This is a genomic window from Azospirillum sp. NS33, assembly GCF_059703765.1.
The window spans coordinates 38635-52949 of the sequence record NZ_BAAKJB010000031.1; the positions used below are offsets into that span (position 1 = coordinate 38635).

A 14315-nucleotide genomic window follows, 5' to 3' on the forward strand; every position below is an offset into this window, starting at 1 on the left:
GGAGGCAGCGGCCGACGCCGGTGGCGGCGACCAGGGGCGGGACCGGACGGCACTGGGAACGGACGGCACCGGGAACGGACGGGAGTGGAAACGAGACGATGAGTGACGTGACGGCCCGCATTCCGAACCTCACGCCGGCGCAGGCGGCCCGCCTCCAGGACCGCCTGCGCACGGCGGCGGCGGCCCGCGCCGGCGCGGCCCGGCCGGCGCCGGACGGCCCGCCGCCCGCCCCCGCGACCATCCCGCCGGCCGTCCTGTCCTTCGGCCAGGAACGCCTGTGGTTCCTCGACCGCATGGAGCCGGGCAGCCCCGCCTACAACGTGCCGGCGGCGTTCCCCCTGCACGGGCCGGTGAACACCGCGCTTCTCCAGCGCTGCGTGGAGGAGATCGTCCGCCGCCACGCCATCCTGCGCACCGCCTTCACCACCCGCGACGGCCAGCCGGTTCAGGTCGCCGGCCCGCCCGGCCCGGTGCCGCTGACGCTCGTCGACCTCGGCGGGCTGCACGGCGCCGACCACGAGGCCGGGCTGCGGGAGGCGATCGCGGCGGCGTGCCAGCACGCCTTCGACCTGGCCGCCGGGCAGCCCCTGCGCACCACCCTGGTCCGGCTCGCCGAGCGGCCGGGGCAACCGAGCCACCTGCTGGTGGTCGTGATGCCCCACATCGTGTCGGACGCCTGGTCCCTGTCGGTGTTCCTGCGCGAGCTCGGCCTGCTCTACGAGGCGTTCGCCGCCGGCCGGCCGTCGCCCCTGCCGGAGCTTCCCATCCAGTACGCCGCCTTCGCCGCCGCCGAGCGGCAGCGGCTGGACGGCGACCGCCGGCAGCGCCTGCTGGACCATTGGCGGAGCCGGCTCGACGGCGCGCCGCCGGTCCTGCCGCTGCCGACCGACCGGCCGCGGACCGCGGCGCGCAGCGACCGCGGGGAGACCCACGCCTTCGCCATCCCCGCGGAGGTCGCCGCAGACCTGCGCACGGTGTGCGAGCGCACCCGGACCACCCCCTTCATGGCGACCCTGGCGGCGTTCGTGGTGTTGCTGGCGCGGTCGGCGCGCACCCGCGACGTCGTGGTCGGCACGCCGATCACCACCCGCAACCGGGCCGAGCTGGAAGGGCTGATCGGCTTCTTCCTCAACACCCTGGTGCTGCGCACGCGGATCGACGGCGACCCCAGCTTCGCCGAGCTGCTCGGCCAGGTCCGGGCGGCGACGCTGGACGCGTTCGACCATCAGGATCTGCCGTTCGAGCTCCTGGTGGACGCGGTGAAGCCGGACCGCAGCCTCAGCGCCCATCCCGTGTTCCAGGTGATGTTCGTGATGCAGTCGGCCGCCGCCGCCGGGCCGGGCGGATTCGAGACGCCGACCGCGGCGAGCGGCCGGTCGCGCTTCGACCTCACCCTCTCGGTCATCGAGGGCGACGGCCGGCTCACCGGCTACGTCGAATACCGCACCGACCTGTTCGATGCGGCCACCATCGAACGCCTGGCCGGGCGCTACCGGACCTGCCTCGCCGACGCCCTGCGCCGCCCGGACACGCCGCTGTCGCGCCTCGCCCTGCTGAGCGCGGAGGACGAGGCGTGGCTCGGCCGCTGGAACGACACCGCCCAGCCGCTCGGCGCCGCGGCGTGCATCCACCATCTTCTGGAGCGCCAGGCCGCGGCGGCCCCCGCGGCGACCGCCATCGTCGACGCGGCCGGCCGGACGCTCACCTACGCCGAGCTGGAGGCCCGCGCCAACCGTCTCGCCCATCATCTGCGCGCCGCCGGTGTCGGCCCGGAGACGGTGGTCGGCCTGTTCACCGAACGCTCGCCCGACATGATCATCGGCCTGCTCGGCATCCTCAAGGCCGGCGGCGCCTACCTGCCGCTCGATCCGGCCCATCCGGCCGACCGGCTGCGCTTCATGCTCGACGACACCGGCGTGCCCGTGGTCGTGACCCATCCCTCCTGCGCCGCCCGGCTGCCCGGATTCGCCGGCCGGGTGGTCGACCTGGCGGCGGAGGCCGCGGCCATCGCGGCCCGACCGGACCACGCCCCCGACAGCGGGGTCGGCGCCGACCACCCGGCCTACGTGATCTACACCTCGGGCTCGTCGGGGCGGCCCAAGGGGGTGGTGGTTCCCCACCGCGGCGCCTGCAACGCCGGCGAGGTGGAGCACCGTCTCTACCGCACCGGCCCGGACGACCGCGTCCTGCAGTTCGCGTCGCTCACCTTCGACGCCTCGATCTTCGAGATCCTGATGGCGCTGCGCGGCGGCTCCGCCCTGCAGTTGATCGACGCCGACACCGCGCGGTCCGGCGCCGACCTGCTGCGGGTGCTGGAGGCGCGCGCGGTGTCGATCCTGGCCCTGCCCCCCAGCGCGCTGGCCATGCTGCCGCCGGCCCCCCTGCCCGCGCTGCGGCTGATCATCGTGATGGGCGAGGACTGCCCGGCCGAGCTGGTCGCCCGCTGGCGCCACGTCCCGGAGTTCTTCAACTGCTACGGGCCGACCGAGGCCTCGATGTGGATGACCGGGACCTTCCTGTCCCCGGACCGGCCGGTCACCATCGGCCGGCCGATCGCCAACACCCGGGCCCACGTGCTGGACGAGCACGGCACCCCCGTCCCGCCCGGCGTGCCGGGCGAGCTGTTCATCGGCGGCGTCTGCGTCACCCGCGGCTATCTCGGCCGCCCCGGCCTGACGGCGGAGCGCTTCGTGCCGGACCCCTTCGGGCCGCCGGGCGCCCGGCTCTACCGCACCGGCGACCTGGTGGTCTGCGGGGCCGACGGCGACCTTCATTTCCTCGGCCGGCTCGACCTCCAGGTGAAGATCCGCGGGATGCGGGTCGAGCTGGGGGAGATCGAGGCGGCGCTGCTGGCCCATCCGGCGGTGCGGGCCGCCGCGGTCGCCGTGCGCGACGACCTCCCGGCGGGCCGGGGCCTGGTCGGCTACCTCGTTGCCGATCCGGAGACCGCGCCGGGCCCGAGCGCGCTGCGCCGCTTCCTCGGCCAGCGCCTGCCCGAGCACATGGTGCCCGTCGCCTTCATGGCGCTCGACGCGCTGCCCCTGAACCCGGCGGGGAAGGTCGACCGGCGGGCGCTCCCGGCGCCGCCGCGCGAGCGCCCGGCGCTCGACGACGCCTTTCTCAGCCCGTCCGGCCCGGTGCAGGACGCGGTGGCGGGCATCTGGGCCGGGCTGTTGGGGATCGACCGCATCGGCGTGCACGACAACTTCTTCGACCTGGGCGGACACTCGCTGCTGGCGACCCAGATCGCCGCCCGGGTGCGCGACTCGTTCGGCGTGGACCTGCCGATCCGCGCCGTCTTCGAACACCCGACCGTGGCCGACCTCAGCGCCCGCGTCGAGGAGGCCCTGGCCCGGACTGGACCCGCCGGCGCGTCGCCCGCGACGGCCGGGGTCCAGCCACCGGTCCCGTCATCGGTCGCGCCATCGCCACCCCCGCCCGAGCCGCAGGCCGTGCCGACGGCGCCCGCCCGTCGGCATCCGCTGTCCTTCGCGCAGGAGCGGCTGTGGTTCCTGCGCCAGCTCGACCCCGGGGACCGCTCCTACAGCATCCCGGTCGACCTGCCGCTGTGGCAGGTCGACGCCGACCGGCTGCGGCGGGCGCTGAACCTGGTGGTGGCCCGGCATGACGCGCTGCGCACGACCTTCCGTCTCGACGGCGACCACCCGGTGCAGGTGGTGGCACCCGCGCTCACCCTCGACATCCCGGTGGTGGACCTCCCGGCCGAGGACGAGACGGCCCGGCGCGACGCCTACGGCCGGCTGCGCGCCGCCGCCCTCGCCCAGCCCTTCGACCTCGCCGCGGGGCCGCTGCTGAGGGCGACCCTGGCCCGGTTCGGCGACAGCGCCGCATGCCTGCTCATCGTCGTCGACCACATCGTCGCCGACGCCTGGTCGACGGCGGTGCTGCTGCGCGAGCTCGCCACCTTCTACGACGCTCTGACCCGCGGCGTGCCAGCGGCGCTGCCGCCGCTGGCGCTGCAATACGGCGACTGCGCGGCGCGCCAGCGCGCCCGCCTGCAGGGGGAGCGGCTGGACCGCCTGCTGGCCTTTTGGACCACGCGCCTCGCCGACGCCCCGCCGCGCATCGACCTGCCCTTCGACCACCCGCCCGGGCATGGTGCCACCCCGGTTGCCGGCGCCCTGCATCCCTTCGCGCTGCCGGACGCGGCGGCGGCCGCGGTGCGGTCCCTCGCCCTGGCCCGCCGGACCACCGTGTTCACGGTCCTTCTCGCGGCGTTCCAGGCCTTCCTGTGGCGCTGCACCCGGCAGGACACGGTGCTGGTCGGCTCGCCGGTGGCCAACCGGGACGAAATCGACGTGGAGCCGCTGATCGGTTTCTTCGTCAACATGCTGGTGTTTCGCGCCGACCTCGACGACACCATGACGTTCGACCGGTTGCTGGAGCAGGTCCGGACGACCTCGCTGGCGGCGTTCGAGCACCAGGAGCTGCCGTTCGCCCGCCTGATCGAGGCCCTTCAACCCGAGCGCGACCCCGCGTTCAACCCGGTCTTCCAGGTCATGTTCACCGTGCACCGCACCGGCGCGGCGACCGCCACCGGCGATGGGGGCGGCGGCGGCGCAGCGGAGGCGCCCGGCGCCCAGGGTGCCAAGTTCGATCTGTCGCTGCACGTCGCCGACGACGGCCGCGGCCTGAACGGGGTGATCGAGTACCGCAGCGCGCTGTTCGAGCCCGCGACCATCGCCCGCCTTGCCGACCACCTCCAGCGCTTCATCGCCGTCGTCGCCGCAAACCCCGCGGCGGCGCTCGCCGAGGCGCCGCTGGCCGGGGAGGCCGAGCTCGACCGGCTGCGCGCCTGGCATGCCACCGGCGCCCCCCTGGCGGACGCCACCGTGCCGATGCTGTTCGAATCCCAGGCGGCGCGCACGCCCGGCGCGGTGGCGGTGGCCGAGGCCGACGGCGACGGCAGCCTGACCTACGCGGCGCTCGACCGCCGCGCCGGCGCGGTGGCCCGCCACCTCCGCGCCCAGGGCGTCGGCCCGGAAAGCCTGGTGGGGGTGTGCGTGGAGCGCTCCCTCGACCTCGCCGTCGCCGTGCTGGCCGTGCTGAAGGCCGGCGCGGCCTTCCTGCCGCTGGACCCCGACCTGCCGGACGAGCGGCTGGCGATGATGCTGGGCGACGCGCACCCGGCCCTGGTGTTCGCCGACGGCGCCGCCGCTGCCCGGGTCACCGCCGCCGGCGCCCGGGCCGTCGCCGTGGACGCCGCGGCGGCGCACGGCCGGGCCGCCCCGGCCGGCGGCACCCCGGCCGGCGGCACCAACGCCGCGTACGTGATCTACACCTCGGGGTCGACCGGCCGGCCGAAGGGGGCGGTGAACACCCACCGCGCCCTCGCCAACCGCCTGGTGTGGATGCAGGAGACCTACGGCCTCGGCGTCGGCGACCGGGTTCTGCACAAGACGTCGATCGGCTTCGACGTCTCGGTGTGGGAACTGCTGTGGCCGGTGATCACCGGGGCGACCCTGGTGATGGCGGCCCCCGGCCGCCACGGCGACCCGGAATACCTGGCCGCCGCCCTGGCCGGGGCCGGCATCACCCACGTCCATTTCGTGCCGTCGATGCTGCGCGCCTTCCTCGCCCGGCCCGGCCGCCTCGACCTGCCGGCGCTGCGCTGCATCGTCGCCAGCGGCGAGGCGCTGGCGCCCGATCTGCAGGAGGCGGTGTTCGCGCGCCTCCCCGGGGTGGCGCTGGAGAACCTCTACGGCCCGACCGAGGCCGCCATCGACGTCACCCGCTGGCCGTGCCGCCGCGACCCCGCCCGTTCCACCGTGCCGATCGGCCATGCCATCGGCAACACCCGCATCCATGTGCTGGACCGCCGGCTGAACGAGGTGCCCGTCGGCATCGCCGGCGAGCTGTTCATCGCCGGCGATGCCCCGGCGCGCGGCTATCTCGGCCGCCCCGGCCTGACGGCGGAGCGCTTCCTGCCCGACCCCTTCGGCGAGGCGCCGGGCCGCCGCATGTACCGCACCGGCGACCTCGGCCGCCGCCTGCCGGGCGGCGAGATCGAGTATCTCGGCCGGCTGGACGACCAGGTGAAGCTGCGCGGCATCCGCATCGAGCCGGGCGAGGTCCGCGCCGCGCTGCTGCGCCAGGCCGCGGTGCGCGACGCCGTGGTGACCGTCGACGGGGCGGCGGCCTCCCCCGACCGCGCCCTGGTCGCCCACGTCGTGCCCCGCAGCGGCCACGGGGTCGACGCCGACGGCCTGCGCCGCGCCCTCCACGCCGTCCTGCCGTCGTACATGGTGCCGGCGCACATCATCGCCATCGACGCCGTGCCGGTCACCGCCAACGGCAAGCTCGACCGCAAGGCCCTGCCGCGGCCGGCCGCGGGGAGCGGCCCAGAGGGCGCCCGTCAGGGCGCCCTGACGGGCGCCGATCAGGACGCTCCGCAGGACCTGGGCAACGACCCGGTGCAGGCCCTGGTGGCGGAGGTCTGGGCGGAGGTTCTCGGCCGCCGCGCCGTGGCCGCCACCGACAACTTCTTCGACCTCGGGGGGCATTCGCTGCTGGCCGTGCGCGTGCTGTCCCGCCTGCGCGCCGGCCTCGGCGTGGACCTCCCGGTGTCGCGGTTCTTCAACGCCCCCACGCCGGCGCTGCTGGCCCGGGCGATCCGCGACGCGGCACCCGACGCCGACGCGCTGGTCGCCCAGGCCAGGGGCGCCCGCGCCCTGCCCGACGAGGTGCGAGCGCCATGACGATGGACCAGACCGACGCCACCGCCCTCACCGGCCCCGAGGACCGCCGCGCCCGCCCGTGGTGGGAGGTCACCGGCGCCGCCACGGACGGCCCGGCGCCGCTGTCCTTCGCCCAGGAGCGCCTCTGGTTCCTCGACCGGCTGCAGCCGGGGAACCCCGCCTACCACATCCCGTGCGTGGTCCCCTTGCACGGCGCCATCGCCGTGGCGGCGCTGCGCGACAGTCTGTCCGACGTGGTGGCGCGCCACGATGCGCTGCGCACCCGCTTCGGCATGGCCGCGGGCCGCCCGGTGCAGCGGGTCGCGGCGGCGGCCGGCGTGCCGCTGCCGGTGGCGGTGTGCGAGGGCGCCGACCGCCTGGCGCGGCGGGCCGACGCCCGGCGCCGCGCCGAGGCCGAGATCGTGCGGCCGTTCGACCTGGCGGAGGGGCCGCCCCTGCGCGCCCTCCTCCTGGCCATCGACGAGGACGAGCACTGGCTGGTGGCGACGGTCCACCACATCGTCTTCGACGCCTGGTCGCTGCGCCTGTTCCTGGGCGAACTGGCGGCCGGATACCAGGCCCGGCTGACCGGGCGGGCCGCCACCCTGCCGCCGCTGGCGCTGAGCTACGGCGCCTACGCCCGCTGGCAGCGCCAGCGCCTGCAGGGCGCGCATCTGGCCGGGCTGATGGCGTTCTGGCGCGACCGCCTCGACGGCGCCCCGGCCGTGCTGGAGCTGCCCCTCGACCGGCCGCGGCCGGCCGTCCTCAGCCACCGCGGCGGGACTCATCCCTTCAGCCTCCCGGAGGCCGCCAGCCACGCGCTGCGCGCCCTCGCACGGGCCGAACAGGCGACGCCGTTCATGGTCCTGCTGGCGCTGTTCCTGACCCTGCTGCACCGCAGCACCGGCCAGGAGGACCTGGTGGTGGGCACCCCCGCGGCCAACCGCGACCGGCCGGAGCTGGAGGGGCTGATCGGCCTGTTCCTCAACACGCTGGTCCTGCGCACGGACGTCGCCCCCGACCTTCCGTTCCGCGCCCTGGTGCGGCGCGTCCGCGCCATCACCCTGGAGGCGTACGAGCACCAGGACCTGCCGTTCGAGAAGCTGGTGGAGGAGCTGCGGCCCGACCGCAACCTCAACGTCAACCCGCTGTTCCAGGTCCTCTTCGTGCTCCAGGGCGGGGCCGCCGACGGCACGGCGGCGGCGGGCCAGGGCGACCCGAACCGCGACCCCGGCCCGTTGGGCACCGGCACCGCGAAGTTCGACCTCAGCCTCTACCTCACCGATGCGGACGGCGCCATCACCGGCCTGTGGGAGTACAACACCGACCTGTTCGACGGCGCGACCATCGCCCGCATGACCGGCCATCTCGCCACCCTGGCCGAGGGGATCGCCGCGGACCCCGACGCTGCGCTGGCCGACCTGCCGCTGCTGACGGATGCGGAGCGGCGGCGGTTCGCCGCCTGGAACGGCACCGCGACGGCCGCCGCCGACGCCCGCCAGGCCCACCGGCTGGTGGAGGAGCAGGCGGGCGCCACGCCCGACGCGGAGGCCGTGGTGTGCGACGGCGAGGCCGTGACCTACCGCGTCCTGAACGCCCGTGCCAACCGCCTGGCCCACCGCCTGCGCGCGGCCGGCGCCGGGCCGGAGGTGGCGACCGGCATCTGCGTGGAACGGTCGATCGACATGGTCGTTGCGGTGCTCGGCGTGCTCAAGGCCGGCGGCCCCTACGTCCCGCTCGACGCCGGCTACCCGGCCGAGCGCCTCGCCGGCATGCTCGACGACTCCCGCGCTCCGGTGGTGGTGGTCCAGGAGCGGACGGCGGCGGCGCTGGCGCAGGGGTATCGCGGCACGGTGCTGCGCATCGACGCCGACGACACCCTGGCCGGCCAGCCCGAGGAGGATGCGGCACCCACCGGCAGCCCCGAGGCCCTGGCCTACATCATCTACACCTCGGGCTCCACCGGGGTGCCGAAGGGCGTGGGGATGAGCCATCGCTCGCTCACCAACCTCACAGTCTGGCAGAACCGGATCAACCCGCTGGGACCGGGCGAGCGCACGCTCCAGTACAACGCCTTCAGCTTCGACGTCAGCGTGCTAGAAATCCTGTCGACCCTGTCGACGGCGGGGACGCTGGTGCTGGTGTCGGAGGCGACGCGCCGCGACCCGGCGGCCCTGGCCGCTCTGCTGGCCCGCGAACGGGTGCGCCGCCTGTTTCTGCCCTACACCGCCCTGGCCCGCTTGGCCGATTACGCGGCGGGGCGGGGGCCGCTGGGCCTCGACCTGGTCCAGGTGATCTCGACCGGCGAGCCGCTGCAGGTCACGCCGAACATCGTCCGCTTCTTCGCCGCCCTGCCGGGCTGCCGGTTGCACAACGAGTACGGCCCGACCGAAACCCATTTCGTGACCGAGCACACCCTGCCGCCCGACCCGCGGGACTGGCCGACCCTGCCGGCGGTGGGGCGGCCCATCGACAACGCCGCCGTGCACGTCCTCGACCGCCGGGGCGGCCGGGTGCCGGTCGGGGTGGTGGGCGAGCTCTGCGCCGGCGGCCTGGCGGTGGCGCGGGAGTACGTGGGCCGGCCGGCGATGACCGCCGAGCGCTTCGTCCCCGACCCGTTCGGCGGTGCCGCGGGCGCCCGGCTCTACCGCACCGGCGACCTCGCCCGCGTGCGCGACGACGGCACGGTGGACCTGCTCGGCCGGCGCGACCACCAGGTCAAGGTCCGTGGCTTCCGCATCGAACTGGGCGAGATCGAGGTGGCGCTGGGCCGCCACCCCGAGGTCGACGCGGCCGTCGTCACCGCCCGCGGCAGCGACGCCGGCAACCGGCACCTCGTCGCCTACGTGGTCGCGGCCCCCGGCCGGGACGCGCCGGACGGCGTGGCGCTGCGGCGGTTCCTGCTGGACCGGCTGCCGGAGCACATGGTGCCGTCGGTCTACGTGGCGATGGACCGCCTGCCGCTGGGCGGCACCGGCAAGGTCGACCGCTACCGCCTGCCCGACCCGGCCGCGTTGCCCGGGGCGGCCGGCGCCGCCGGGGCGGTGGCGCCGCGCAACGCCGTCGAGGAGGAGGTGGCCGCCATGTGGCGTGAGGTGCTGATGCGCGACCGCATCGGCGTCCACGACAACTTCTTCGCGCTGGGCGGCCACTCGCTGAGCGTCATCCAGCTGGTCACCCGCCTGCGCGAGGCGTTCGGCGTCGACCTGCCGATCCACCGCGTGTTCGAGGCGCCGACCGTGGCGGAGCTGGCGCTCCTCGTTCTCCAGACCCAGGCCGCGGCGGCCGACCCCGACGAGGTGGCACGCTGGCTCGACGAGATCGAATCGGAGGAGGAACCATGAGCGACGGGTACGAAGACCGCACCATTCACCGGGTCGTCATCAACGACGAGGAGCAGTACTCCATCTGGCCGGCGGCCAAGCCTCTGCCGGCCGGCTGGCGGGACGCCGGGAAGGAAGGCTCCAAGGCCGACTGCCTCGCCCACATCGACGCCGTCTGGACGGACATGCGCCCGTTGAGCCTGCGCACGGGAGCCACCGCATGACCGTCTCCACGACCGAACCGACGCTCGACGCCGCCGCGACCGCCGGCATCGAGGAGCAGGTGCTGGCGCATCTGCGCGACGATCTCATCCCGGGCCAGGCCGGCGGCCTCACCGCCGACACGCCGCTCGACGGGCTGATCGACTCCACCGCGATCATGGAGCTGGTGGTGTGGGTGGAAGGCACCTTCGGCTTCACCGTCGAACTGGACGACATCACGCCCGACAATTTCGGCAGCGTGCACCAGCTCACCCGGTGGATCGCGCGCAACACGGGGCGCGGGGACGGCTGACCATGCTGCACGATCTGCTCACCGCGGCGGCCCGGCGGTGGCCCGACAAGGCGGCCGTCGTGGCTCCCGATGGGGCGATCTCCTTCGCCGGCCTCGACCGCCGGAGCGACGCCGTCGCCCGGCGTCTGCGCGGCCTGGGCATCGGGCCGGGCGACCGGGTCGCCATCATGGCCGAGCCGTCCCTCGACGCGCTCGCCGTGTTCTGGGGCGTGCTGCGGGCCGGCGCCGCCACCGTCGACATCGCGCCCTCCGCCACCCCGGCCGCCCTGGACGCCCTGGACGAGGCCGCCCCCCGCGCGCTGGCGGCTCATGCCGGGCTTCTCCGGGCCATGGCCGACGTCGCCCTGCGCGGGTGCCCCGGCATCGTGCTGGTGACCGGCGCCGATGCGGACGGCCCCACCCCGGCGTTGCCCGCGTCCGGGCGCCGGGTGCTCGCCGTCGGCGCCCTCGCCGACGACCAGGGCCGGGACGGCGATGGCGACCCGTTGCCGCGGGTGGCCGAGGCCGGGCTGGCGATGTGCGTCTACACCTCCGGCACCACCGGCCGGCAGAAGGGTGTGATGCTGAGCCACGGCAACCTGCTGTCCAACCTCGCCGCCTACCAGGCGCGGATCGGACTGACGGCCGGGGACAGCCTGCTCCTGGTGGCGCCGCTCCACTACATCCACGGCCGCATCCAGCTCCTGCTGTTCGCGATGCTGGGGGGCACCGTCGTGATCTCCCGCGGCTTCCGCTTCCCGCCGCTGGTGGTCCAGGAGCTGGCGCGCCACCGCATCACCTGCTTCTCCGGCGTGCCCTACCACGTGGCCACCCTGCTCAGCCACAGCCGCATCGCCACCACCCCGCTGCCCGACCTGCGCCACCTCATGATCACCGGGGGGGCGCTTGCCCCGGACCGGCTGCGCGCGCTGCAGGACGCCCTGCCCGAGGCGGCGATCCACCTCAACTACGGCCTGACCGAGGCGTCGCCGCGCCTCACCTACCACGGCCCGTCCTGCGAGGTGTTCGCCCGCCCCACCTCGTGCGGCCGCCCGTTGCCCGGCGTCACCATCGAGATCCTCGGCGCCGACGGCGCAGCGCAGCCGCCCGGTGTGGCCGGCGAGGTGGTGGCCAGCGGTCCCGGCATCATGATGGGCTACGTGTCGGGGGACGAACGCAGCTCGGGGCGGATCGACTCCCGCGGTCGCCTGCGCACCGGCGACCTGGGCCACCTCGACGCCGACGGCTATCTGCACCTGCACGGGCGCCGGTCCGACATGATCAAGACGGCCGGCGAGCGCGTGTTCCCGGCGGAGATCGAGCAGATCCTGGCCACCCACCCCGACGTCGCCGAGGCCGCCGCCTTCGGCGAGCCGGACGCGCACCTGGGCGAGCGGGTCGTCGCCTGCGTCGTCGCCCACCCCGGGCGGCGGCCGGATCCGGTGGCGCTGCGCCGCCACTGCCTCGCCAGCCTGCCCCTGCTGCGCGTCCCGCGCGAGATCCGCGTCGTGGCGGAGCTGCCGAAGACGGCGTCGGGCAAGGTGCGGCGCGACGCGCTGCGGGAACCGCCGCTGCCGCCCGGCGGCGCGGCGGCGCGGGCGGAGGCCTCGGCATGAGGGTCGACCTGTCCGGCCGCGTCGTCATCGTCACCGGGGCGAGCCGCGGCATCGGCCGCGCCATCGCCCTGACCGCCGCCGCCGCCGGAGCCTCGGTGGTGCTGGCGGCGCGCACGCGCGATCCCCTGGACGCCGCAGCGGCGGCCGTCGCCGAGCACGGCGGCACGGCCCTCGCCCTGCCCCTCGACCTCACCGCGCGGGGCGCCCCGGCCGGCCTGGTGAAGGCGGCGCTCGACCGCTTCGGGCGGGTCGACGTGCTGGTCAACAACGCGGCCGCCACCACCATCGCCAACACCGTGATGCAGAAGGAGGACGACCTGCGCGCGGTGTTCGAGCTCAACGTCTTCGCCCTGATGGCGACCACCCAGGCGGCGCTGCGGCCGATGATCCGCGCCCGCTGGGGCCGCATCGTCAACATCGCCTCGGTGGCCGCGAAGTTCGGGCCCGCGTACAACGGCGCCTACGCGGCGTCCAAGGCGGCGGTTCTGGGCCACACGCGCACGGTGGCGCGGGAGACCGCCGGGCTGGGGATCACCGCCAACGCCCTCTGCCCCTGGCACGTCCGGACCGACTTCGTCGACCAGGCGATGGAACGCCGGGCGCGCATGTTCGGCAAATCGGTGGACGACTACCTCGCCGGGGTCGTCGCGGAGAGCCCGATGAAGCGGCTGATCGACGAGCGCGAGGTCGCAGGCCTCGCGGTCTATCTGATGTCCGACCTCGCCGCCGGCATCACCGGCCAGTCCCTCAACATCTGCGGCGGGACGACCATGGAATGAACGAGTCGCCGTCCGACCTCCGCGGTTTCCTGGACCGCGTCCGCGCCGAGCGGCCGGCCGACCTCGTGGAGGTCGAGCGCGAGGTCGACCCGCGCTACGAGACCGCGGCCATCCTCGCGGCGCTGGAGGCCCAGCACCGCTCGCCCATCCTGCTGTTCCGCCGGGTGGCCGGCACCGCCATGCCGGTGGTGACCAACCTGTGCGGCTCGATGGGCCGCATGGCCCTGGCGCTGGGCTGCCCGCTGCGCGAGGTGGCGGCCCGCTACGCCCGGGCGGTGGCCGACCCGGTCGCCCCGGTGACGGTGCCGGACGGGCCGGTGCACGAGACGGTGGCGCTGGGCGGCGACGTCGATCTCGGCCGGCTGCCCGCGCTGGTCTACCACGAGCATGACGCGCCGCGACCCTACATCACCGCCGCCGTCGGGGTGGCCCGGGATCCCGATACCGGGCGGACGAACCTCAGCGTCCACCGCCTGATGGTCCTCGACCGCGCCCGCACCGCCATCCTTATCGAACCGGGCCGCCACCTCGACGCCATCCACCAGGCGCACCGCCGGGCCGGCCGGGCCATGCCCATCGCCTTCTTCATCGGCCTCCACCCCGCCTGGTTCCTGGGCGCGGTCCACTCCGGCCCGCTGCCGGAATACGACGTCATCGGCGGGCTGCTGGGGGCGCCGCTGCCCGTGGTCCGCTGCCTGACGCAACCCGGCCTGGTGGTGCCGGCCCGGGCCGAGATCGTTCTGGAGGGGGTCGTCGCCCCCGAGGAGCGGGTCGAGGAGGGGCCGTTCGGCGAGTGGCCGGGCTTCAGCACCGGCACCGGCCGCACCCCGGTGTTCCACGTCACCGCCATGACCAGCCGCACCGCCCCGCTCTACCAGGACGTGGTGAGCGGCAGCCTGGAGCACGTGACCATCGAGCTGCCCGCCATCGAGCACCGGGCCCTGGCCCGCGCCCGCGCCGCGGTGCCCGGGGTCACCGCCTACGCCGCGCTGGCCCCGTTCACCGCGGCGGTGGCGCTCCACAAGGCCGCCGATGACGAGCCGCGACGGGTGATGGACGCCCTGCTGACCACCGACATCCAGGCCAAGCACCTGTTCGTGGTCGACGCCGACGTCGACGTGCGCGACCCCCGCGCGGTGTTCCGCGCGCTCGGGCTCAACACCCAGCCGGCGGCCGGCGTCCATCTCTTCGCCGACGAGCGCGGCTCCCTGCTCGACCCCTCCTGCCCCTCGACCGAGGGGCGGAGCTCCAAGATGGGGGTCGACGCCACCCGGCCCCTGCGGCCCGCCCGGCCGATCCGGCCGAACCGCGTTCCGGACGCCGTGATGGCCCGCGTCGACCTGACCGAGATCCTCAAGCGCCGGCCCTGACCGCGCCCCCAGCGCCCCATCACCCGCGTCGAAGGA

At 75.4% G+C, this 14315-nt stretch carries 7 protein-coding genes; all 7 read left to right on the forward strand.

The genetic code is table 11. The annotated features are described in order from the left end of the window. The first annotated feature begins 98 nt into the window (after positions 1–98). The 7 genes from AC6H2I_RS23225 to AC6H2I_RS23255 are packed head-to-tail and all read left to right on the forward strand — an operon-like array spanning position 99 to position 14279. Entirely contained in the window at positions 99–6719 is a 6621-nt protein-coding gene (locus tag AC6H2I_RS23225; RefSeq protein ID WP_497503131.1) for an amino acid adenylation domain-containing protein, read from the forward strand. After that, positions 6716–10042 (forward strand): amino acid adenylation domain-containing protein, encoded by a 3327-nt coding sequence (locus tag AC6H2I_RS23230; RefSeq protein ID WP_497503132.1) that lies wholly within the window; start codon positions 6716–6718, stop codon positions 10040–10042. The genes AC6H2I_RS23225 and AC6H2I_RS23230 overlap by 4 nt, the downstream gene beginning before the upstream one ends. Further along, positions 10039–10245 (forward strand): MbtH family protein, encoded by a 207-nt coding sequence (locus tag AC6H2I_RS23235; RefSeq protein WP_497503133.1) that lies wholly within the window; start codon positions 10039–10041, stop codon positions 10243–10245. The genes AC6H2I_RS23230 and AC6H2I_RS23235 overlap by 4 nt, the downstream gene beginning before the upstream one ends. Further along, entirely contained in the window at positions 10242–10535 is a 294-nt protein-coding gene (locus AC6H2I_RS23240; protein WP_497503134.1) for a hypothetical protein, read from the forward strand. The genes AC6H2I_RS23235 and AC6H2I_RS23240 overlap by 4 nt, the downstream gene beginning before the upstream one ends. Before the next feature lie 2 nt (positions 10536–10537). Further along, a complete protein-coding gene (locus AC6H2I_RS23245; RefSeq protein ID WP_497503135.1) occupies positions 10538–12130 on the forward strand; it encodes a class I adenylate-forming enzyme family protein in 1593 nt (530 codons plus the stop codon). Continuing rightward, positions 12127–12909 carry an SDR family NAD(P)-dependent oxidoreductase gene (locus AC6H2I_RS23250; RefSeq protein WP_497503136.1) on the forward strand — a complete coding sequence of 261 codons (783 nt, stop codon included), beginning with the start codon at positions 12127–12129 and terminating at the stop codon, positions 12907–12909. Before AC6H2I_RS23245 ends, AC6H2I_RS23250 begins: the two co-directional genes overlap by 4 nt. Further along, complete coding sequence (locus AC6H2I_RS23255) at positions 12906–14279, forward strand: UbiD family decarboxylase (RefSeq protein WP_497503137.1); 1374 nt, start codon at positions 12906–12908, stop codon at positions 14277–14279. The genes AC6H2I_RS23250 and AC6H2I_RS23255 overlap by 4 nt, the downstream gene beginning before the upstream one ends. Positions 14280–14315: the final 36 nt, after the last annotated feature.

Excerpts from the sequence above, each read along its gene's own strand:
- AC6H2I_RS23225 (WP_497503131.1), top strand. The coding sequence starts at position 99 with ATGAGTGACGTGACGGCCCGCATTCCGAACCTCACGCCGGCGCAGGCG.
- AC6H2I_RS23230 (WP_497503132.1), top strand. The coding sequence starts at position 6,716 with ATGACGATGGACCAGACCGACGCCACCGCCCTCACCGGCCCCGAGGAC.
- AC6H2I_RS23235 (WP_497503133.1), top strand. The coding sequence starts at position 10,039 with ATGAGCGACGGGTACGAAGACCGCACCATTCACCGGGTCGTCATCAAC.
- AC6H2I_RS23240 (WP_497503134.1), top strand. The coding sequence starts at position 10,242 with ATGACCGTCTCCACGACCGAACCGACGCTCGACGCCGCCGCGACCGCC.
- AC6H2I_RS23245 (WP_497503135.1), top strand. The coding sequence starts at position 10,538 with ATGCTGCACGATCTGCTCACCGCGGCGGCCCGGCGGTGGCCCGACAAG.
- AC6H2I_RS23250 (WP_497503136.1), top strand. The coding sequence starts at position 12,127 with ATGAGGGTCGACCTGTCCGGCCGCGTCGTCATCGTCACCGGGGCGAGC.
- AC6H2I_RS23255 (WP_497503137.1), top strand. The coding sequence starts at position 12,906 with ATGAACGAGTCGCCGTCCGACCTCCGCGGTTTCCTGGACCGCGTCCGC.